This window comes from Brevibacterium sp. AGC70 (genome assembly GCF_057334195.1).
This window is the reverse complement of sequence record NZ_JBHFIH010000001.1, coordinates 346,195-367,197: the sequence shown is the minus strand read 5'-3', so window position 1 is coordinate 367,197 and position 21,003 is coordinate 346,195. Positions and strand designations below refer to the sequence as shown.

20 protein-coding genes are annotated in these 21,003 nt (G+C 63.8%); 11 read left to right on the top strand and 9 right to left on the bottom strand.

What is annotated here, in order from left to right; translation table 11 throughout:
• Window positions 1-193 precede the first annotated feature (193 nt).
• The 4 genes from ACE03M_RS01660 to ACE03M_RS01645 all read left to right on the top strand — a co-directional run bounded on the left by ACE03M_RS01660 (window position 194) and on the right by ACE03M_RS01645 (window position 4,242).
• A complete protein-coding gene (locus ACE03M_RS01660) occupies window positions 194-1,363 on the top strand; it encodes an amidohydrolase (protein ID WP_485932395.1) in 1,170 nt (389 codons plus the stop codon).
• A 42-nt stretch (window positions 1,364-1,405) separates the two neighbouring features.
• Window positions 1,406-2,554: a BMP family ABC transporter substrate-binding protein gene (locus ACE03M_RS01655; RefSeq protein ID WP_485932393.1), complete on the top strand. Its 1,149-nt coding sequence runs from the start codon at window positions 1,406-1,408 to the stop codon at window positions 2,552-2,554.
• A gap of 90 nt (window positions 2,555-2,644) precedes the next feature.
• On the top strand, window positions 2,645-3,751 hold the full coding sequence (locus tag ACE03M_RS01650) for an adenosine deaminase (protein ID WP_143924165.1): 1,107 nt from the start codon (window positions 2,645-2,647) through the stop codon (window positions 3,749-3,751).
• On the top strand, window positions 3,748-4,242 hold the full coding sequence (locus ACE03M_RS01645) for a hypothetical protein (protein WP_485932391.1): 495 nt from the start codon (window positions 3,748-3,750) through the stop codon (window positions 4,240-4,242). Before ACE03M_RS01650 ends, ACE03M_RS01645 begins: the two co-directional genes overlap by 4 nt.
• Window positions 4,243-4,423: 181 nt before the next feature.
• Here the strand turns inward: ACE03M_RS01645 and ACE03M_RS01640 are convergent, their stop codons facing one another.
• From ACE03M_RS01640 to ACE03M_RS01625, 4 genes are all read right to left on the bottom strand, one after another.
• Complete coding sequence (locus ACE03M_RS01640) at window positions 4,424-5,653, bottom strand: FAD-dependent monooxygenase (RefSeq protein ID WP_485932389.1); 1,230 nt, start codon at window positions 5,651-5,653, stop codon at window positions 4,424-4,426.
• 39 nt (window positions 5,654-5,692) lie between these two features.
• The gene (locus tag ACE03M_RS01635; protein ID WP_143924162.1) at window positions 5,693-6,406 is read right to left on the bottom strand and encodes a hypothetical protein; all 714 of its coding nucleotides are present in this window, start codon (window positions 6,404-6,406) and stop codon (window positions 5,693-5,695) included.
• A gap of 208 nt (window positions 6,407-6,614) precedes the next feature.
• A complete protein-coding gene (locus tag ACE03M_RS01630) occupies window positions 6,615-7,301 on the bottom strand; it encodes a GNAT family N-acetyltransferase (RefSeq protein ID WP_485932387.1) in 687 nt (228 codons plus the stop codon).
• A gap of 78 nt (window positions 7,302-7,379) precedes the next feature.
• Window positions 7,380-7,874, bottom strand: coding sequence for a MarR family winged helix-turn-helix transcriptional regulator (locus ACE03M_RS01625; RefSeq protein ID WP_143924160.1), 495 nt, complete (start codon window positions 7,872-7,874; stop codon window positions 7,380-7,382).
• Window positions 7,875-8,069: 195 nt separating this feature from the next.
• Between ACE03M_RS01625 and sucC the strand changes: the two genes are divergently transcribed.
• Window positions 8,070-9,239 carry an ADP-forming succinate--CoA ligase subunit beta gene (sucC, locus tag ACE03M_RS01620; RefSeq protein ID WP_143924159.1) on the top strand — a complete coding sequence of 390 codons (1,170 nt, stop codon included), beginning with the start codon at window positions 8,070-8,072 and terminating at the stop codon, window positions 9,237-9,239.
• A gap of 18 nt (window positions 9,240-9,257) precedes the next feature.
• Entirely contained in the window at window positions 9,258-10,154 is an 897-nt protein-coding gene (sucD, locus tag ACE03M_RS01615) for a succinate--CoA ligase subunit alpha (protein ID WP_485932385.1), read from the top strand.
• Window positions 10,155-10,205: 51 nt separating this feature from the next.
• Here the strand turns inward: sucD and ACE03M_RS01610 are convergent, their stop codons facing one another.
• Window positions 10,206-11,489: an APC family permease gene (locus ACE03M_RS01610; protein ID WP_485932384.1), complete on the bottom strand. Its 1,284-nt coding sequence runs from the start codon at window positions 11,487-11,489 to the stop codon at window positions 10,206-10,208.
• Between the two features lie 101 nt (window positions 11,490-11,590).
• On the opposite strand from ACE03M_RS01610, the gene ACE03M_RS01605 reads away from it, so the two are divergent.
• The gene (locus tag ACE03M_RS01605) at window positions 11,591-12,562 is read left to right on the top strand and encodes a GlxA family transcriptional regulator (protein ID WP_485932382.1); all 972 of its coding nucleotides are present in this window, start codon (window positions 11,591-11,593) and stop codon (window positions 12,560-12,562) included.
• Between the two features lie 134 nt (window positions 12,563-12,696).
• Window positions 12,697-13,842, top strand: a complete 1,146-nt coding sequence (locus ACE03M_RS01600; RefSeq protein ID WP_485932380.1) for a threonine aldolase family protein — start codon at window positions 12,697-12,699, stop codon at window positions 13,840-13,842.
• 61 nt (window positions 13,843-13,903) lie between these two features.
• Here the strand turns inward: ACE03M_RS01600 and ACE03M_RS01595 are convergent, their stop codons facing one another.
• Complete coding sequence (locus ACE03M_RS01595; RefSeq protein WP_143924154.1) at window positions 13,904-14,308, bottom strand: universal stress protein; 405 nt, start codon at window positions 14,306-14,308, stop codon at window positions 13,904-13,906.
• A 194-nt stretch (window positions 14,309-14,502) separates the two neighbouring features.
• Between ACE03M_RS01595 and ACE03M_RS01590 the strand changes: the two genes are divergently transcribed.
• On the top strand, window positions 14,503-15,768 hold the full coding sequence (locus ACE03M_RS01590) for a class I SAM-dependent methyltransferase (protein ID WP_485932378.1): 1,266 nt from the start codon (window positions 14,503-14,505) through the stop codon (window positions 15,766-15,768).
• A gap of 18 nt (window positions 15,769-15,786) precedes the next feature.
• Here ACE03M_RS01590 and ACE03M_RS01585 read toward each other — a convergent pair whose 3' ends face one another.
• Together ACE03M_RS01585 and ACE03M_RS01580 are read right to left on the bottom strand one after the other, a co-directional pair.
• Window positions 15,787-16,473: a response regulator gene (locus tag ACE03M_RS01585; RefSeq protein ID WP_485932377.1), complete on the bottom strand. Its 687-nt coding sequence runs from the start codon at window positions 16,471-16,473 to the stop codon at window positions 15,787-15,789.
• Entirely contained in the window at window positions 16,470-17,633 is a 1,164-nt protein-coding gene (locus ACE03M_RS01580; RefSeq protein ID WP_485932376.1) for a sensor histidine kinase, read from the bottom strand. The genes ACE03M_RS01585 and ACE03M_RS01580 overlap by 4 nt, the downstream gene beginning before the upstream one ends.
• A gap of 152 nt (window positions 17,634-17,785) precedes the next feature.
• Here ACE03M_RS01580 and ACE03M_RS01575 point away from each other — a divergent pair, with 152 nt between their 5' ends.
• Window positions 17,786-18,205: a hypothetical protein gene (locus ACE03M_RS01575; RefSeq protein ID WP_485932374.1), complete on the top strand. Its 420-nt coding sequence runs from the start codon at window positions 17,786-17,788 to the stop codon at window positions 18,203-18,205.
• Entirely contained in the window at window positions 18,202-18,435 is a 234-nt protein-coding gene (locus ACE03M_RS01570; RefSeq protein ID WP_143924149.1) for a hypothetical protein, read from the top strand. The genes ACE03M_RS01575 and ACE03M_RS01570 overlap by 4 nt, the downstream gene beginning before the upstream one ends.
• Before the next feature lie 2 nt (window positions 18,436-18,437).
• Here ACE03M_RS01570 and ACE03M_RS01565 read toward each other — a convergent pair whose 3' ends face one another.
• On the bottom strand, window positions 18,438-20,969 hold the full coding sequence (locus tag ACE03M_RS01565) for an excinuclease ABC subunit UvrA (RefSeq protein ID WP_485932372.1): 2,532 nt from the start codon (window positions 20,967-20,969) through the stop codon (window positions 18,438-18,440).
• Window positions 20,970-21,003 lie beyond the last annotated feature (34 nt).

The window sequence follows — 21,003 nt, the reverse complement described above, 5'->3', positions numbered from 1 at the left end:
CCGGTGAGCGCGGCCTCGACGACCTGCTGTAGGCAAGTGATGTATCCGGTCTCCGAGGCTGGCGTCGCAGGCGGAGTATGTCGAATTTGGTCGCAGTGCGCCCAAATGTGACGCCGAGTGCTTAGCATTGCAGTCAATGTCTCAGATATCCCAAACGCGCCCAGGCGGCGTCGCGCTCCCAGAAGGACCAGACGTGATCAGCTCGACAATTGCTGAGATCGGTGCAGAGCTCATCGATTTCCGCCGTGACATCCATGCGCACCCGGAACTGTCCTTCCAGGAGTTCGACACCACGGACAAGATCATCCGACGTCTTGAAGCGGCCGGTCTGTCACCTCGGCGGCTCGAGGGCACAGGCGTCGTCTGCGAAGTCGGCGAGGGTCCGATCGCACTGGGGCTTCGAGCCGACATCGACGCTCTGCCCATCGATGACCTCATCGACGAGGACTTCGCCTCAACGGTGCCCGGTGTGGCACACGCCTGCGGCCACGACGTGCACCTGACCGGACTCGTCGGCGCCGGCATCGCTCTGCAGAGACTTCACGAATCCACACCCGGCGGGCTCGGCGGACGCGTCCGCCTCATCTTCCAGCCCGGCGAGGAAGTCACCCCTGGCGGGGCGCTGCGCATCATCTCCCAGGGTGTCCTCGACGATGTGCCCGAGGTCTATGCCGTCCACTGCGACCCCAATGTCGACGTCGGTCGGATCGGCTCCCGCATCGGCGCCATCACCGCGGCCGGCGACACCGTCATCATCCGTCTCTCAGGCCACGGCGGGCACACCTCACGGCCCCACCTGACCGAAGACCTCGTCTACGCGCTGGGCAAACTCGCCACCGACCTGCCCTCGACGCTGGGCCGTCTCATCGATCCGCGCCACGCGATCTCCCTCGTGTGGGGCGAGATCAGCGCCGGTCACGCGGCCAACGTCGTTCCCAGTGAGGGAATTCTGCGCGGGACTTTGCGCTGTCTCGACGTCGACGGCTGGAACCAGGTCGCCGAGGTGCTTCCCGAGTTGGTCGAGAGGATCGCCGGTCCGTACGGGGTCACCGTCGACCTCGACCATCGCCGGGGTGTTCCGCCGGTGGTCAACACCGAAGACCAGGTCGCGCTCATCGAGTCCGCAGTCCGCGGAGAACTCGGCGAGAACTCCGTCCAGCTGACCCCGCAGTCGATGGGCGGGGAGGACTTCGCGTGGTACCTCACGCATTGCCCCGGGGCCCTGGTGCGCATGGGCACCCGCACCCCCGGCGGCACAACGTACGACATCCACCAGGGCGACCTGCTCATCGACGAAGACAGCGTCGAGATCGCCGCCCGCATATTCACCGCCACCGCGCTGAAGGTCCTCGAGCGGAACTGATGCCCCACCGGGGACACAGATAGAACCGATAATCTTGGAGACATGAGAACAAAGGTCATGAGCACGGTGCTGGGCGCCGGCTTCAGTGCGTTGAGCCTGGTGGCCGTGAGCGCCTGTTCGATGTCGGCCCCCGAACCTGTCGAGGACGAAACACTCGGATGCATGATCTCAGCCCCAGCCGGCTTCGACGACCATTCGGCCGGGGCACTGACCCTGGCAGAGACGGAGCTGGCGCGGTCCCACGGACTGTTCTCCGCGACATCGAGCCAGCGGGTGACCAACTCAGCGGCCACCTCGGCGGCGCTGACGAGGATGAAGGATAAGGACTGCGCGCTGACGACGGTGCTCGGCCCCGGGGGCGCCGACGAACTGGCAGACCAGGCCAGAACCCACTCGAAGAGCCTCTACCTGGGTGTGGCCAGCGGTCACGATGACTTCCCAGACAATGTGCTCAGCATTGACTTCGACCTCGTGCCGCCGGCCTTCATCGCCGGATACATTGCGGCAACAGCCAGCGAGTCGGGCGAGGTCGGCACGGTCGTATCACGAGGGTTCCCGCAGGCGAAGAAGATACTCGACGCCTTCGACGCCGGGGTCGACCTCTACAACGACGAAGCCGATGAGGACGTCGAGCATGTGAAGTCCTTCCGGGAAAGGGCAGTCGATGATCGGACTGTGGCCGACACCAGCGATGCGGGGAAGGACTTCTTCGACGCAGCCCATGATTCCGACGTCGACGTCGTCGTCCCCTTCGGGTCGTCGGCTGCGATGGGAGTGGTCACCGCGGCCACCGAGAAGCAGCAGGCTCTGACCACCGACGAGCCGAAGCCGGACGACAAGGGCAGCGATCCGATTCTGCCGAAGGTCATCTGGTATGGAGCACCAGGGGCCTTCAGCGACACGATCATCGCGACCATCGAACCTAACATCCGCAGGGGGCTGCGGAGCATGTTCCCCGAATGGCCGCAGAGCAAGAATCCCGACGAGGTGGCCGAAGCCTCGAAAGAGGATCCCACCGAGATGGGTGGATTCCTTGTTGCCGACCGCCGCTACAAGGGCACGATCGACAACGGCGGTGTGAGGGTCGCCGCCGAGGACGGTTTCCTCAGCCAGACTTCCGACGCAGGGCGCAGCATCGCCGATCTGCGGGAGCGGATCAAGAGCGGGGACATCGATCCAAGGAAATCCTGAGCACCGGAGTGAGGCATCGACGGCGGTGACATCGACGGTGGGGCACGTTTCGCACATCGTTCTTCCACGCTGATCCGATAAGCTGTGCGGGTGTTGAATAATCCCGCTGGTGTCGCAGCAGACGACCCGATCCTGCAGTTGCCCAAAGTCTCCCTCCATGATCACCTCGACGGTGGCCTTCGCCCCGCCACGCTGATCGAACTGGCCGCCTCTGTCGGCCACGAACTGCCCGCCACCGAACCGGATGCGCTGGCCAAGTGGTACCACGACTCCGCGAGCTCCGGTGATCTGGTCCGCTATCTCGAGACCTTCTCGCACACGGCTGCCGTGATGCAGAGCCGTGAGGGCCTGATGCGGGTGGCCAAGGAATGGGTCCTCGACCAGGTCGCCGACGGGGTGTTCTACGCTGAGGCCCGCTGGGCTCCGGAGCAGCACCTTGAAGGCGGACTCGAACTCGATGAGGTCGTCGAAGCCGTTCAGGAAGGACTCGAAGCCGGAGTCATCGAAGCATCCTCCGACGGCAAGTTCATCCGCGTCGGCCAGATCATCACAGCCATGCGCCAGGCGGACAATTCCATGGCCATTGCAGAACTGGCCATCAGACACCGCGAGAAGGGATCCGAATCCGGAGTCGTCGGCTTCGACATCGCCGGCCCGGAGAACGGCTTCCCGCCCTCGGCGCACCTGTCCGCGTTCAACGCACTCCACCAGGCTTATGTGCCCGTGACGATCCACGCCGGTGAGGCTGCCGGCAAGGACTCGATCCACGAAGCACTCACCATCTGCCATGCCCAGCGCATCGGCCACGGTGCCCGCATCGTCGAGGACATGGATATCGTCGAAGGCGAAGGTCAGCTGGGCAGCCTGGCTGCCTGGGTTCTCGATCAGCAGATCCCGCTCGAGCTGTGCCCCAGTTCGAATCTGCAGACCGACATCGGCGGCACCATCGCCTCTCACCCGATCACCGGCCTCAAGGACTTGGGCTTCGCCGTCACCATCAACCCGGACAACCGACTGATGTCAGCGACGTCGGTCACGCGTGAGATGCGTCTGCTCGTCGATGAGGCCGGCTGGACGCAGACCGACCTTGAGTGGGCGACCGTCAACGCTGTCACCGCGGCGTTCCTGCCACTCGATGTGCGCGAGCGCATGCTCGACGAGATCCTCATTCCAGGGTTCGCCCGGGTGAATATTTGAGTTCACGGGACAAGCGTTCGAACACACCCGGCGGCTCCTCGTCGTCGGGTGGTTCATCGGCGTCGGGACGATCAACAGGCACGGGCGATTCGTCGGCGTCTGACGGTCACGGTGTTCCCACCCCACGAGCGATGCTGCTGGTCGTTGTGGTTCTCGGGATTCAGGTGCTGGCCCTCCTGGGGTCCGCCCTGTCATTCATCCTCACCGCATTCAGCGCAGGAGCACTTGCAGGTTCACTGCTGGGACTGGCAGTCATGTTCCTCATCTTTGCTGCCGGCGTGGCCGCTGCAGCGCGCGGATCATGGAAACTGCATCGCTGGGCCCGGCCGGCGGCGATCGCATTCGAACTGCTCGTCATCGTCTTCGCCTTCAGCGTCATCGCCGGATCCCTGTGGCTCGGTCTGGCCTGCCTGGTCACGGCGCTTGCTGTGCTTCTGGGGTATTTCCTGCCCTCGGTCGTCGACGCCTACAATCGGGCACTCGAAGGCTGAGGCCTCAGACCTCGGTGCCGCATTCCCTCGAATCGTGTCAGGACGTTCGTCAGCCGCTGAGCCAGCGGCGCGAGTTCGACAACTAGCGCCTCGAACTCATCGAGGACTTGTGCGTCCCAGCCGGCGTCGGAATGACCGTTGGTCGCGAAGGCTTCATCGGCCGTGGGCCTGATCTGCCAGCTCAGGCGCTCGGCGGGTTCCACTTCTGTACGTTGGCGGCTTGGGCCGCCGTGACCTGTGCAGGCACGGCAGAGAAGATCGCATCTCGGATTCCGGACAGGAACGGTGACTGCATCTGGAAGATGGCACCGAGAATTCGAGACTTCGCTGCAATCGACTGACTGCGCCTCTTGCGCAGCCGGTCGTAGCGCCGCAGCTGAACGTCGACTACTCCTGCTGACGTCGACGTACCCGCTGAGCTCACCGAGTCCGCTGGGGACACTGGTCCCGACGAGTCCGCGATGACCGGTGCCAGCAGCGCGGTCAGCGTCGCTGCGTCCTCGAGGGCCTGACCGCCGCCCTGACCCAGATTCGGGGTCATCGCATGGGCCGCATCACCGAGGAGGACGACGTGTCCCCGGTGGTAGGTCGCCAGGGGAGTGGCCAGGTCTGAAATCGCTGTCCGCCGGATTCGGTCACTCGGCGTCGTGGCAATGAGATCAGCGATCGGTGCATGCCAGGAGGAGAACAGGTCCCGCACAGCCGCCTTCTCATCGGCGAAACTCGCGTGCTGGGGCATGTTCGCCACCGCAAACCAGTACACGCGCCCGTCCTTGAGCGGAGCGATGCCGAAGCGCAGGCCCCGCCCCACGGTCTCGCCAGCGGCTCCATCGAGGTCGACCGGGCGTTCGGTGATTCCACGCCAACACGAATATCCCGAATAGCGAGGTCCGATTCCGGACTCGACGGACTCTCTCACCTGGCTGTTGAGACCATCGGCACCGATGACGAGATCGAAGCGTTCCCCGGCGTCCGACTGTGCTTCTTCAGACTCCACGTCCGTCCCGGGCCGGATAGTCATCGTGCCCTCAATGCTCGCCGAGGTGACCAAGGCGTTGATGCGCACGGTTCCCTCAGCGAGGGCATCGAGCAGCATCCGATGCAGGTCGGCTCGGTCGACGATCCGCAGCTCTCCGACGCTGTCGGTGGGAAGGCGTGCGATCCAGCGTCCGTCGGGGCGTCGTTGGCCCGCAGCGAAGGACTCGGCCTGCCTGTCAGTGATCGCTGTGAACTGAGGGCCGAGGCCCAGAGATTCGAGAGCCCTGAGCCCATTGGCGAAGATGGACAGGCCCGAACCACCGGCACGCATGTCGGCGGACCTTTCGAACACGGTGACCTGTGCCCCGGCCCGCTGCAGCCCCACGGCGGCTGAGAGTCCGCCGATGCCTGCTCCGACGATCGCGATCCTCATGGGGTGGGGGCCTCTCATGCGACTTGGGAGATGTCTGCCTTACTGCTGAAGATACTCCCCGCAGGCCTCGGTGAGGAAGTCACCGGCGACTCCACCCTCTTGGTTGAGGCTGCTCGCGGTCTTCTGGATGCCCCACCAGACCTGAGGAGAGGCGCCCCACTGCTGACGGAAGTCCTCACGCTTATCGGGATCATCGGCCAGATCCTGTGCGGCCAGCGAGATTCGGTCCTGAGCGTCCTCGGCGGTGCAGCGAGCCTCATCATCAGGGCCCTTCGGATCGAGCTCCGGAATGTCATCGGAGTTCTTCGCCTTCAGTGTGTACGCGGATCCGCCGATCTCCTCAACGGTGAAGGTTCCCTGGATGAGCAGGAATGGTGACTTCTCGGTGTCGACGCTCTCGGCATCGACGGTGACGCTGACACTGTCCGGGGTGTCGGCGGTGATGGTCGCCTCACCCGAATCGGGAACGTCGGGGTTGCCGGTGTGGACGTAGACCTTGAGGTAGGCCTCGGACTTGTTCGCGGCCGCCTCGGCGAGACCCTGCCACAGGGGATCAGCGTCCTTCGCACCTCCGGGAGAGGAATCGACGATGGAGACCTTCGGGGCGTCATCGGGGGTCTCGACCGGAGTGACCTCCTCCTCGCTGACGGAGGGTCGCGGTTCGGGGCGGGTCTCCTCCGAGGTGGGAACGCAGGCTGTCATCGTGGCCAGCACTGCGGCGGTGGTCAGGAGGGCAAGAGAGCGAATTCGCATGGTTCCTCGTGAGGTGGTCGTCGTGGCGGTGCCGGACCCGGGGCCCGGTCTCGACTTCCAGCCTAATCCGAGAGGTCGCGCTCGCACCGGTGGACGCGCTGGCCTGGGCCCGATTGCTGGGGACGGATTGCTAGGGACGGATTGCTGGGGCCGAATTGCTCGGCTCGCATCGGGCTCGTGTGTTGTCTGCTGTCTACTGTGCTTGTGTCTACTGTGCTCGGTTCGGCATGAGATCGCTCAGGCTGACCTTCTGTTCTCCGGCTTCGTCGAAGTTGGCCTCATCGAGCCACTGCACATAGGCCGCGCGCAGACTGGGCCATTCGGTGTCGATGATGGAGAACCATGCGGTGTCGCGGTTGAGGCCCTTGATGACGAGGTGCTGTCGGAACAGACCTTCGAAGGTGAAGCCGAAACGCGTCGCTGCCTTCTTCGACGGGGCATTGCCGTTGTCGCACTTCCATTCGAAGCGCCTGTACCCACTGGCGAAGGCAAGGTCGGCGAAGAGGAAGAACGCCTCGGTGGCTCCTCGAGTCCGCGACAGGGCCGGTCCCCACAGGATGTTGCCGATCTCGATGACGCCGTTGTTCGTATCGATGCGCATCAGCGCCTGTCGCCCCTCGGCCCGCCCGGTGCTGCGGTCGACCACGGCGAAGAACAGCGGATCGGGCGATTCGGACGCTGTGTGAATCCACTCGTCGAAGTCCTCACGTGCTGTCTGCGGCATCTGCGGCAGGTACCGGAAACGCTCATCCGATCCGTCCGCCGAGGCTGCTGCGAAGAGCGAATCCGAATGCAGCCGGGGGTCGAGGGGCTCGAGGTCGACATAGCGCCCGTGGATCGTCTCCCGCCGAGGTGGCTTGACCCCGGTCCAGTTCGTGAGGTTCGCGTCGGTCATGACATCTCCTTCTCGTTCGTCATTGAACTCTTCCTGCGATCGGTCTGCGTCTGCCCGAGTTCGCCCTGTGACAGGGGCTCAGCTCTCGTCGGCGTCGAATCCGGTCGAGAGCTGTCGCAGCAGTGAGGCGAGCTTGCGACGTCCTGCTGGAGTCAGGTCGCTGAGGATCTCACGCTCCTTGACCAGCAGGTCGGCAAGGGCGGAGTCGACCGTGGCGCGGCCATCGGCCGTCAACCGCACGAGCACACCTCGGCGATCTCCGGGGTCTGGCAGTCGTTCGACCCAGCCGGCGGTGACGAGTCGATCGATGCGGTTGGTCATGGTGCCGCTGGTGACCAGTGTCTCCTGCAGCAGAGTTGAGGGGGAGAGCTGATAGGGCTCACCGGAACGGCGCAGAGCGGAGAGCACGTCGAAGGCCCACCCCTCGATGTCGTAGTCGCTGAAGCTGGACTTCCGTGCCAAATCCAGTTGGCGGGCCAGCCGTGAGACGCGGGAGAGTATCTCCATCGGAGACACGTCGAGATCCGGGCGCTCGTGGCGCCACGCCGCGACAATCCGATCAACCTCGTCCATGTTTCGATTTTACGTCCAGATCAAGATTCTTTGTGCCAAAGATACTTTTTACCGAGATATTTCTTACTCATCGGCTGATTTGGCCTGCACGTTTGGATGGACGGGGCCACTTGGGAATAAAGTGGTCATGGTTGTTGCATCCGTCAACGCACCTGCGGGGCCAAAAGACCCGGCAGTAGAAACGAAGGAATACACGTGGATCTTTTCGAGTATCAAGCACGTGACCTGTTTGAGAAGCACGGAGTGCCCGTGCTCAAGGCTCAGGTCGCGACGACACCAGAAGCAGCGAAGAAGGCAGCCGAAGAACTCGGCGGCGGAGTAGTCGTCGTCAAGTCTCAGGTCAAGATGGGCGGCCGCGGCAAGGCCGGCGGCGTCAAGGTTGCAAAGAATCCTGAAGAAGCCGAAGCTCGCGCCAAGGACATCCTGGGTCTCGACATCAAGGGCCACATCACCGAAAAGGTGATGATCGCCGAAGGTGCAGACATCGCTGAAGAGTACTACTTCTCGGTTCTCCTCGACCGGTCCAACCGCACCTACTTGGCCATGTGCTCCAAGGAAGGCGGAGTGGAGATCGAGCAGCTCGCCGAGGAACGTCCGGAAGCGCTCGCCAAGATCCCAGTCTCTGCCATCGACGGAATCGATGCTGCGAAGGCCGAAGAGATCGCCAAGGAAGCAGGCTTCGACGCGGAGACCGCCGCCAAGGTTGCCCCCGTGCTGATGTCCCTGTGGACCGTCTTCGAGAAGGAAGACGCTTCCCTCGTTGAGGTCAATCCGCTGGTCAAGACCGGTGCCGGTGACATCATCGCGCTCGACGGAAAGGTGTCTCTCGATGAGAACGCCGACTTCCGCCAGCCTGAGCACGAGGAGCTGCGCGATGACAGCGCAGAGAACCCACTCGAGCTCAAAGCCAAGAAGCTCGACCTCAACTACGTCAAGCTCGACGGCGAAGTCGGAATCATCGGAAACGGTGCCGGACTCGTCATGTCGACCCTCGACGTCGTCGCCTACGCCGGTGAGAAGCACAGCAACGTCAAGCCTGCCAACTTCCTCGACATCGGAGGCGGTGCCTCTGCTGAGGTGATGGCCAACGGGCTCGAGGTCATCCTCGGCGATGAGCAGGTCAAGTCAGTCTTCGTCAACGTCTTCGGCGGAATCACCGCCTGTGACGCAGTGGCCGACGGCATCGTCAAGGCTCTCGAGATCCTTGGCGACCAGGCCACCAAGCCGCTCGTCGTCCGCCTCGACGGAAACAACGTCGAAGAGGGACGTGCGATCCTCAAGGAAGCCGCGAACCCACTCGTCACTCTGACCGACACCATGGACGGTGGAGCCGATAAGGCCGCCGAACTGGCTGCTGCCAAGTAAGGAAAGGTCTTTACATAAATGTCTATCTTCCTGAATTCCGATTCGAAGATCATCGTCCAGGGCATCACTGGCGGCGAAGGAACCAAGCACACTGCGCGCATGCTCGCAGCAGGATCCAACGTCGTCGGCGGTGTCAACGCCCGCAAGGCCGGCACCACCGTCAAGCACAACGACAAAGACGGCAACGAAATTGAGCTGCCCGTCTTCGGATCAGTCGCCGAGGCGATGGAAGCCACCGGTGCCGACGTCTCCGTGGCCTTCGTGCCGCCGGCATTCTCCAAGGATGCGGCCATCGAAGCTGTTGACGCCAAGATCGGTCTGCTCGTCATCATCACTGAGGGCATCCCGGTCCAGGACGCCGCCGAAGTCTGGGCGCGTGCTCAGGCCGCAGGCAATGCGACCCGCATCATCGGACCCAACTGCCCGGGCATCATCTCGCCAGAGGCATCGCTGGCAGGCATCATCCCTGCCAACATCACCAAGAAGGGCAAGCTCGGACTGGTCTCCAAGTCCGGCACGCTGACCTACCAGATGATGTACGAACTGCGTGACCTCGGCTTCTCCACTGCCATCGGAATCGGTGGTGACCCGGTCATCGGCACCACGCACATCGATGCGCTCGAAGCGTTCGAGAATGATCCCGAGACCGAAGCCATCGTCATGATCGGCGAGATCGGCGGAGACGCTGAAGAGCGTGCTGCTGCCTACATCAAGGACAACGTGACGAAGCCGGTCGTCGGCTACGTTGCAGGCTTCACCGCGCCCGAGGGCAAGACCATGGGCCACGCCGGTGCCATCGTCTCCGGCTCCTCAGGTACCGCTGCGGCGAAGAAGGAAGCCCTTGAGGCTGCAGGCGTGAAGGTCGGCAAGACCCCGACCGAAACCGCCGACCTCATGCGCGAACTCCTCGCCTGAGTCGTCTGAAGTATAGCTTCGGCTGAAGCACAGTTTCGAAGCCCGTCTCCCTCAGGGGAGGCGGGCTTCGTGCATCTCCGGCACACTCGTCCTGCGGACTCCCACACGAACAATGACCCACGCGATGAGGACGGCGGCCAGCGGGAACGCTGCTCTCCACCCGGAAGACGCAAGCGACCAGAGGAGGAAAGGGACGAGTGCCAGGTTGGCGACGGTCGACACCCTGAGACCGAAGGCTCGAACGTAGGCGAGGATGCACAAGGTGTAGATGACGATGAATACTCCGCTGGCTGCGGCCAGCATATCGATGACCAGGGTCGGCTTCTGTTGGAGCAGCACCAGCGATATCGCGAAGCCGCAGCTCATGATCGTGATGGCGCGCCGCGGATTCAGCCTGTCGCGCCCAGCGACGCTGTGGGGGAGGATCCCGTCCCTGGCGGCAGAATCGATGACCAGTCCGACACCGCGGACCCAGGCGACCGAGTTGAGAAGCATCCCCACTGCTCCGGATGCGGCGAGGACCAATGCGGCGGCGTCGCCGTAGGGAGTCGTGCGCAGCGCGTCGACGACCCCGGTGACCGGATCCGCTCTGGGCGTGAGGACGAGGACCGCGACGGTCAGTGAGGTGGTGAGGAGGAGCAGGAGACCCAGGCTCGTCAATGCGATGGGCATGAATTCTCGTTTGGGGTCGGGCAGATCCCGAGCCAGAAAGGTGAGGTTCTCGAAGCCGATGAAGGCCCAGAAGGCCACCATGAAACCGACGGGGACCAGCAAGACGTCTCCTCCGTCGGGGAAGATCTCGGGGACTCGCTGAGAATGGAGAGTCGACCACACGACCACTCCGGCCAGGGAGAGGATGAGGGCCACTGTCCCTATCCTCTCCACCTGGTGACCGACGTGTTTGCCCAGCAGGTTCGTCGCCACAGCGACTGCGAGGATCGCGATGGCAGTCACGCTCTCCGGCAGTGCTGATCCCGTGATGGTTGAGAGATTCCTGGCGGCCATCACCGATCCCGCCGGCAGACCGACGAGCACGACGATTCCGAACAGCAGCGGCACCATGTCTCCTGCCGTTCGGCCCAGGCCCGAACGCACCGTGTCTCGCAGCGGATCACGACTCTCGGGTCGACTCACCACAGTGTCCCTGAACAGACACAGCATAGGGACACATGCCAAGGCCGCGACGATCCACGTGAGTATTGCAGCGGAGCCGGTTTCGCTGATCACCGCCGCCGGAACTCCGATGAGGCCAGCGCCGACGACGGACGCCAGACCGGCGGCTACGCCGGTGATGCGCGAGGAGAGACGCGAGCTGAGCTGTTGGTGCATTGTCATATCTTCACTCAATCGCGAACACGGCGGATCGACGAGTGGCTGAAATGACATTCATCAACGGTTTCGAGACATCTGCGTTGTTGAGGGCCATACTGGATGACATGTGGACTGTGGCAGTACTGATCCGAGAGGGGATCTCGCTCTTCGAATTCGGGGTGACGGCGGAGGTTTTCGGAATCGACCGCTCAGAGGCTGGCCTGTCGCTCGTCGACTATCGGGTGTGCTCGGACGGCGGCCCGGGCCGGGTCGAATCGAAGCACCGGCCGTCGGTGTGCGTCGAATCGACACATGGTCTCGAGGGGCTCGCCGATGCCGATGTCGTCATCGTCTCTGCGACGCTTCCATCGACCGGAAACTCGGCGGAACATCGAGCCATCAGGGAAGCGCATGCGAACGGTGCGCTCGTGGTGTCTCTGTGCAGCGGGGCCTTCATCCTCGCAGAGACCGGTGTCCTGGACGGATTGTCTGCAAGCACTCATTGGCTGTTCGAAGATGAGCTGGCCCGCAGGTTCCCACTGGTGGACGTCGTCAGTGCCAACCTCTTCACCGACAACGGCCGGGTCGTCACCGGGGCCGGTACAGCGGCGGCCATCGACACCTGCCTGCATGTTGTGAGACGAGAGCTGGGTGCGGCCGCGGCGAGCACGATCGCCAAACGGATGGTCACGGCACCGCTGCGACACGGCGGGCAGCAGCAGTTCGTCGATTGGCCCAGCCGTGTTGATGCGGCCGGCGCTGATCGAGGGGACACTGGTCTGGCCGAGACCTTGGACTGGGCGAAGGCCCGTTTGGGCACGAACCTGGATCTTGCCGCATTGGCCGAACGTTCCGCGCTCTCTACGAGACAGCTGACTCGTAGATTCATTGCGCAGGTCGGAACTACGCCACTCAAATGGGTGACGCATCAGCGGGTTCAGCGAGCGCAGGAGCTCCTCGAGAATACAGACCTGTCAATCGACCAGATCGGCCACGATGTGGGGTACGCCTCGGCAACACAATTGCGTGAACATTTTCGAGCGCTCGTCGGAACCACCCCCTCGGCCTACCGACAATCGTTCAATTTGGGGGCATAGTTCACCCGGCACCCGGGCTCGCTTTCCCTCCAGCTAGTTCAGCAACCCGTCCTGCCAGCATCAAATCACCCCGTTGCCACGGGTGGTTTTGGAACGGACTGTGCGGGGTCGGCGCGGGAGGCTAATCTGAACGTGTGAATGATCAGACACCGATGTCCCAGAACCCATCGACCGGCCAGACGATGCCTCTCGACCGGGCAACGCCCCTCGACCCGCAGCCCGTCGACACCTCCCCTTCGGCTCATCCGCGCAACTTCGGCTCCGACAACTGGGCCGGCGCACACCCCGAAGTCATCGCCGCCATCACGGAAGCCAACGTCGGACACACCCCCGGCTACGGTGGTGATCCCTGGACCGCGCGCTTCGGTGAAGTCATGAAGGGCCACTTCGGCCCCTCCGCCCAGGCGTTCCCGGTCTTCAACGGCACCGGTGCCAACGTCCTCGCGCTGCAGTCGGCGCTGCCCCGCTGGGGCGCCGTCATCACAGCAGCCTCCGCCCACATCAACTATGACGAAACCGGCGCACCGGAAAAGGTCGGCGGACTCAAGATCATCGGCGCAGCCACTCCCGACGGGAAGCTGACTCCCGAGATCATCGAAGGCGCGATCCTCGGCCGCGGCAACGAACATAACGCTCAGCCCTTGGCTGTGAGTATCTCGGAATCGACCGAATGGGGCACGACATACACGCCGGAGGAGATTCGCCAGATCGCCGACACGGCTCACAGGCTCGATATGATCCTGCATGTTGACGGTTCGCGTCTGGGCAATGCCGCGGCCTACCTGAACACTGAGCTCGGATCGCTGACGACGGCGACCGGCGTCGACATCATCAGCCTGGGCGGAACGAAGAACGGACTCCTCGGCGCCGAAGCGATCGTCGTCCTCAACCCCGACATCGGCCAGGGGATGAAGTTCCTGCGGAAGATGAACCTGCAGCTGTCATCGAAGATGCGCTTCCTCTCCGCCCAGCTGGGCGCCCTCTACGAAGGTGACCTGTGGCGCACCTCCGCGAATCATGCCAACGGCATGGCCCAGCGATTGGCAGATGGTCTCGCCGAGGCGATCTCCACCGGCCGTGCACCCGAAATCTCGATCGTGGCGAAGACCGAATCCAACGTCGTCTTCGTGCACATGCCTGAGGAGGTCGCAGCACGAGCTCGGCAGAAGTTCGCCTTTGCCGACTGGCCCATGGCCAAGAACGTCGTGCGCCTCATGTGTGCCTTCGACACCGCTGCCGAAGACGTCGACGATCTCATCGCTGCCATCGTCGGGCCCTGACCCTCAGCTTGCTCACCGGCTGGTAGGCGTTGCGTGGGAGGGAGTGAGGGCGCGGCGGCACCTACGCCTTCTTGTCGGCCTTGACAGAGACGACGGGGACGTCAGCGTCGAGGATGATGCGCTGGGCAGTCGAGCCCATGATGAGTTTGCCGACGGGGGAACGGCGACGCGATCCGATCACGATCATGCGGGTGTCTTCGGTCGCCTCGGCGAGGGCGAGGAGTTCCTCAACGGGATCATTGCCGCGCAGGAACTGCAGGATCTCATGGGAGACCTTTGATGAGCGCAGCGCCTCTTTGAGCTCGTCCATGTCCTGATTCGTCGCGACACCGCGTTCGTCGGGGGTCTCTCCGATGCCGGCGTTGAGCACGATCACGGTGTCATCGAAGGCCTTCGCCTGATCGATGCCGAACGTGACGGCAGCCTTGCCTTCGGGTGAGGGGGAATAACCGACGAGGATTGTCATGATCTCTCCTGATGCGACACTGGATGAAGCTCTCTCAATTAGTAGCACATCTGCGTGCTGCGACGCTCCTAAGTCTGCCCCAACCTGCACGTAGCTCCGTCTCAACCTGCACAGCAGATCTGTGTGAAACGGTCGTTCCCGGTGGTGGCGCATCCGCGACTGAAGCAGGGGCTCAGTCCGACTAGACTGTTCGAATGCCTTCTACCCTCCTGTCTCCGGATTCTCCTGCCCGCCACCGCAGTCAGGATCTGCTGGAGCAGTTTCCCGAGCTCGCTGCAGTTCCGGGATTCCCACAGGCAAGGATCCTCACCGAGTATGTCCTGGGGCGACGCAGAGGAGAGCTCGACGTCTCCGGGCGTGCAACGGACGGAACATTCGTGGACGCCGAGGCGGTCGTGAGACTTCCGCACGAGGTCCTCATCGTCGATGACGGCCAGGGACTGCAGTCGCGGCTGCTGAGCGAGATCGTACCTGTGCGCACGTACAACGACCGGGTGGACGAAGCACGCGCCGTCGCCGAGGTGGCAGATCAGGCCAGCCCCATCGACGATCTCGCTGTCTTCGCCCCGGAAGCGGAAGAAGTCTGGGCGATCGTCAATGCACCGAAGGCCACCCAAGCGTTGGCCGAGACGATCGCTGCCGTCCAGGCCCACGTGACCACGATCATCGTCATCGGTCGCAGCGATTCGATGAGCCGAGCCGTGAACAAGGAATTGGCGCGTGGCTTCGCCCGCGTCGACGTCTCTCCAGGTGTCGGCAAGCACCGCATGATCATCGGCAGCCGGACGCTGTCATCACCGAGCCTGCCGAGCTTCCCCAGGCACAGCAGAATCGATCATCCGGCCACAGGTCCGCTGCAGGTCAGGGCCCACGGAGCTTGCTTCTCCGGGGTCAAAAGCGATGAGGGCTCGGCAGCGCTGCTCACGGCGCTAGCGGCCGAATCTGGCCCCGCCGAGGCCCAGTCCTCCGAGACTCAACTCGCCGAGGCAGGTCCTGGTTTCCCGAACTCGGTCGTTGATCTCGGATGTGGGAACGGATGGCTGCTCACAGCTGCGATGCAGGTCACGGCGGCTAAGAAGGGGACCGGCGTGGACGTATCGAAGGCGGCGGTCGCCTCGGCGAGGGAAACCGCTGAGGCGAACGGACTCGAGGTCGAGGCCATCCTCGCCGATGCCACGGATGTACAGGCTCTGACTGGTTCAGACTCTTCGGTGCGCATCGGCGGGCACGATCTCATTCTGCTCAACCCGCCCTTCCACCAGGGTACGACCATCGAGACTGACACCGCTGCCGGACTCATGCGCACAGCGGCCGAGCTGCTGGCACCCGACGGGCGGGTCTTCACGGTCTACAACTCCCACCTGCACTACCGCGAGACCTTGGAACGCGTCATCGGTCCCAGCGAACAGGTCGCTCGCACCAGCAAGTTCACCGTCGTCTGCAGCCTCAGACGCGGCTGAGCTCACGCGATCGATCACTCATGTCTGGTCGGTGCCTTCCGGCACCGCATCTCCGGGTACGACGAGCCCAGACTCGTAGGCGAGGACGACAAGCTGTGACCGGTCACGTGCTCCAAGTTTGCCCAACAGACGGCTGGCGTAGGTGCGCGCAGTCTCCGGGCTGATGAACAGGCTGGCACCGACCTGCTGGTTCGACTCCCCGCGACCGATGCGTGCCAGAACCTCCCTCTCGCGATCGGTGAGCGCCTCGAGCAGCTCGGGTCGTGGCATCGCCTTCTGCCCGGCGTTCAATCGTCGCAGCACCGTATTGGTCACCGACGGGGAGAGGAGAGAATCACCGCCGGCGACCGAGCGGATGGCCGAGCGCAGATCGGCCGGTCTGATGTCCTTGAGGAGGTAGCCGTTGGCGCCGACCTGGATGGCGGACACGATGTCCTCATCGTCGTCGAAGGTCGTGAGCATGACGACCTTCGTGGAATTGAGCCCAGGGTCTCCGGTGATGAGCCTCGTCGCCGTGATCCCATCCATCACGGGCATCCTGATGTCCATGAGCACGACATCGGGACCCAGCTGTCGCACGAGGCCGAGCCCTGCTCGACCATCTGCCGCCTCGGCGACGACCTCGATATCGCCATCGCTGACGGCCAATTGGCGCAGTCCGGTGCGCACGAGTTCCTGATCGTCGACAAGCAGGATGGAGATCATGAGTCGATCCTCCTCGGCAGCGTGGCGTGCAGGGTGAAGCCCCGATTCGGGGCGGATCGAGTGCTGAGTTGTCCGCCGAGGAGGCGCACCCTCTCGCTCATCCCCGTGAGTCCGTGCCCTCCCGTGCTCTCCTCTCCGAGCGTGGCAGCGGAGGCGGCTCCAGTTCCGTCGTCGACGACTGTCACCGTGACGTCGTCATCGCTGAGTCCGATTTCGACGCTGACAGCCGTCGCCGAGGCATGTCGGAGCACGTTCGTGACTCCCTCCTGAACGACGCGGAAGATCACCGTCTCGACAGGGGAGGGCACCTGGCCGGGTGAGAGTCCGACCGTTGATGAGACCGAGATCCCCATGGACCTCGCCTGTTCGAGGAGAGTCTCAATGCCGTCGATGCCGAGGCTGGTGCGGGTCGTTTCGTCCCCGGAGCGCAGGAGACGGACCATGGATCGCAGATCGCTCAGTGACTCTCCGGTTTCGGCGCGAACGCGGTCAAGGGCCTTTGCTGCCTCCGAGCTCTCCTGACGACCCTGTTCGATCGCCTCGATGCCGACTGCAGCATGAAGTGAGATGACCGAGAGCTTGTGCCCAAGCGTGTCGTGGAGGTCGCGGGAAAGCTGCAGTCTCTCGTGCTGGAGCTGTCTCTCGGATTCCTTGCGCAGGTGCTCGTCCTGGAGACGGAGCAGCTGGGTGTGTTGGTCGAGAAAGCGTCGGTGGGTGGCCACAGCATGTCCGAGGGCAATCGCCGCGGCGATGAGTGCGATCGTTGAGATCGACTCTGCGCCGAGAAGACGACCGAGCGGAAGCGAATCATCACGAATCCGAAAGCCGGTCGACACAAGGAACACCACGGCTCCCGAAACGACGGCGAATCGGGTCAGCCCCACCTCGGCGACGGAGAAGAGCGCAGCGACCACGGGCAGAGCGACCCCGATCGGGACGAGATCGAGGCTGTAGTAGGCGAAGGTCCCCAGGACGCTGAGGACGACGACGGTCCTCGGCAGTCCGCGCCGCAGAAGGAGCACAGCCCCGAACCCGAGCGCGAAGACGAATGGCAGCGACCGCAACGGTGTCCCTGCGTCGATCTGTGCCAGTGCAATGATGGCTGCCAGCGACACTGCCACCACAACGGCGAGAATGGCGTCGGTTCTTCGCGGTCCCATGATCCCAGCATAGAGTCGTCTCACCTCAGTGGGCACCGCTGGAAGCGCCCGGCAATGTCGCTTCTCGACGTACGGGACGGTCCTCAGAACTCGACGCCGGTCGCGCGTGTGAGCCGATTCGGCCGGATGTCTAATGACCCTAATCTCGAAGAATGAAGTATTTTCGCGAACTCAAGTGGCCTCTGCTCATCATTCTCGGGTTGCTCGGCCTCGTCCGTCCCGTGGCGCGTATCGCCCTCGAGAGCTCCGGGCTTCCCACTCAATCCATTGCTCTCGGACTGACGGCGTTCGTGACACTGGTATGGGTGCTGGCCCTAGGGCTGTCTCGGTCGGCGAACCCGCTCCTCAGCGGGGGCATCGTCGGACTCGTCTACGCCCTCGGCGCCATCATCCTCAGCGGCATTCTGTCCCCAATTCTGCTGGGCCACCTCGAGGGGCCTCTGGCACAGCCGCTGGCCATCATCCCCATGCTGGTGACGAACGCTGTCTGGGGTGTCATCGCCGGGGGAATGGCACTGCTCGTCCGCCGTCTGCGGTGGGGAACCTGGACTCTGAATCGACTCGGACAGTGACCGGGAAAGAAGCCCGCCGAGGTGCTCGGCTCTGGGCGTGTGTCATCGGTCTGATGATGCTCGGGTTCATTGGAGGAGTCCTCGCCATGATCATCGTCAACGACCTCATAGCAGGGATCTGGCAGGAAGCGCTGCTGGTCATTGCCCCGGTGAGCCTCCCTGTCGGTGCGCTCGCCGGAGCCGGTTTGGCAGGTGGCTTCGGGTACAGACGGCTGACCCGCCGGAGCTGAAGTCAGCCGTCTGCAGCGCCTGAGCCCGCTGTGCCGAATCGACGTGTCAACACCGAGGCTGTGGCCCCGACACCTGCCGTGGCGACCTCGTCCGGCCGGCCGGAGGCCACGACGTGACCGCCGTCGGGACCGGGTCCAGGGCCCATGTCGATGAGCCAATCGGAGCCGGCGGCCAGCTCCATATTGTGATCGGCGATGAGGATCGTATCGCCTTCGTCGACAATCTGGCGGAAGAGCTTCCCCAGCACCCGAGCATCACTGGGGTGCAGGCCGTTGGCCGGCTCATCAAGGATGAATAGTGAGCGCTCACGTCGCTTCCTGGCCCGCATCACCGCGGCCAGCCGCAGCCGCTGCGCCTCACCGCCGGACAGCGTCGCCGAGGACTGGCCGAGCAGCAGCCCGCCGAGGCCGACCCTCTGCAGGACCTCGAAATGGGCGACGAGTCCCAGCCGTTCGGCGAATTCCGTCGCCGCCGCATCGATCGACAGATCGAGGACATCCGCGATGGTCAGTTCTTCGACCGTGACCTCGAGGGTCTCCTCGGTGAACCGGCGGCCCTCGCATTCGGGACAGGTGCCGCTGGAGGCCGGCAGGTGGACGAGATCGATGGTGATGATGCCCAGGCCCTCACAGCGCGGGCATCGTCCCCGGGCGGTGTTGAAGGAGAACTGTGAGGCGGTGAAGCCACGACTGCGCGCCGGATCGGTCTTCGCGAACAGGCTGCGGATCTTGTCGAAGATGCCCAGATAGGTGCCGATGACCGATCGCGGGGACCGGCCGATGGTGGACTGATCGAAGCTGACCACCCGATCGAAGACCTCGAGCCCGGCAGCAGCTGCCTTCGCAAGATCTCCTCCCTCACCACCGCTGCCACCACCAGTACTGCTGCGCCGGGGTATCGTCGGCGGCTCCTCCTCACCATCGAACGGGGAGGCTCCAGCGGCTCTGGCCAGTGTTGCCACCGATCGCAGCACCGAGCTCTTACCCGCCCCGGAGACTCCCGTCAGAGTCGTGAGACCACCGATGGGAAAGGACAGGGCCAGACCGCGGAGGTTGTTTGCCGACAGTCCGGTGCACCGAGCCCAATCACCGAATTCCTGGGGTGCTCGCCACGGTTCGCTGGGGGCCTCATTGCGCAGGCGGACGGCGGTCGAGCTCTCCCCGTCGAGTGCCTCGGCGACGGGGCCGGAGAACATCAGCTGCCCTCCCCGTGCGCCGCCGCCGGGACCGAGTTCGATGACCCAGTCGCACCGGCGCACCAGCTCCATATCGTGTTCGACGAGGATGACCGTATTGCCGGCATCGCGCAGAGCCTCAATGTGGGTGAAGAGGTGATCGGTGTCCTTGGGGTGCAGTCCGGTGGAGAGTTCGTCGAAGACGTAGACCATGCCGTGCAGACCGCTGTGCAGATGCGCCGCCAAGCGCAGTCGCTGCAGCTCACCTGGGGAGAGGGTGGCCGCCGAGCGGTCAGGTGGAAGATACCCGACGCCGAGGCTGTCGATGACCGACGTACGTTTGTCGAGTTCGTCGAGGAGGACCTGAGCCGCCTCATCGGTGGCGTTGGAGAACCGTTTCGCCGCATTGTGGCCACGGTCGAGGTCGGAGGCGATGGCCGCATGGAGGGAGACGGCCACATCGGTGAGACTGCGCGTGGCCACCTCGGCGATATTGGCGCCACCGATCGTCACCGACAGAGCTGTGGGATTGATGCGGCTGCCGTTGCAGTCGGGGCAGAGTTCGTTGCTGAGGTAATCCTCCGTGCGTGACCTCACCGTCTCGCTGCCGGTCGTGATCATCGTGTCGAGCAGATATCTGCGGGCACTGCGGAACTTGCCCGTGTAACCGCGGGAGATGTACTCGCGCAGATCCTCCGGCCTGACCGTGACAGACGGGGTGTCTTCGGTGGTCAGAAGCCAGTCGCGGGTCTTGGCGGGCAGACTGTTCCAGGGGGCGTCGATGTCGATGCCCATAGTTTCGACGAGGTGCTTGAAGTTCCGTCCCAACCAGCCTCCCGGCCAGGCGGCGATGGCACCCTCGCGAATGGTCAGTGACTCGTCGGGTACGGCTGCGTTGAGGTCGAGGTCATGGATGCTGCCCTTTGCCGCGCACGTCGGACAGGCGCCCTCGACGGTGTTGGGGGAGAAAGCAGAAGCAAGCAGACGACCCTGGTTCGCCGGGTAGTCGCCGAAGCGGGAGAACAGCACCCGCAGCAGATCAGAGACCTGTGACAGGGTGCCCACGCTCGAATTCTCCGGGGGAGTCGACACAAGCTGTTTCACTGCAATTGCGGCAGGAAGTCCCGTGATCCGGTCGACCTGGGGCGCAGAGACCGCGCCGAGGAGGTGACGGGTGAACGGGGAGACCGATTCGAGGTAGCGGCGCTGGGCTTCGGAGTAGATGGTGTCGAAGGCCAACGACGACTTGCCCGAGCCCGATACACCACAGATGCCGATGAGCTTCCTGTGCGGCAGAGAGACGGAGAAGCCGGTCAGGTTGTGTTCGCGAGCGCCGACGACGCCGATCTCTTCGGTCATGAGATGGCCACTTCCTTTCGTGCGGGTGCAGCGA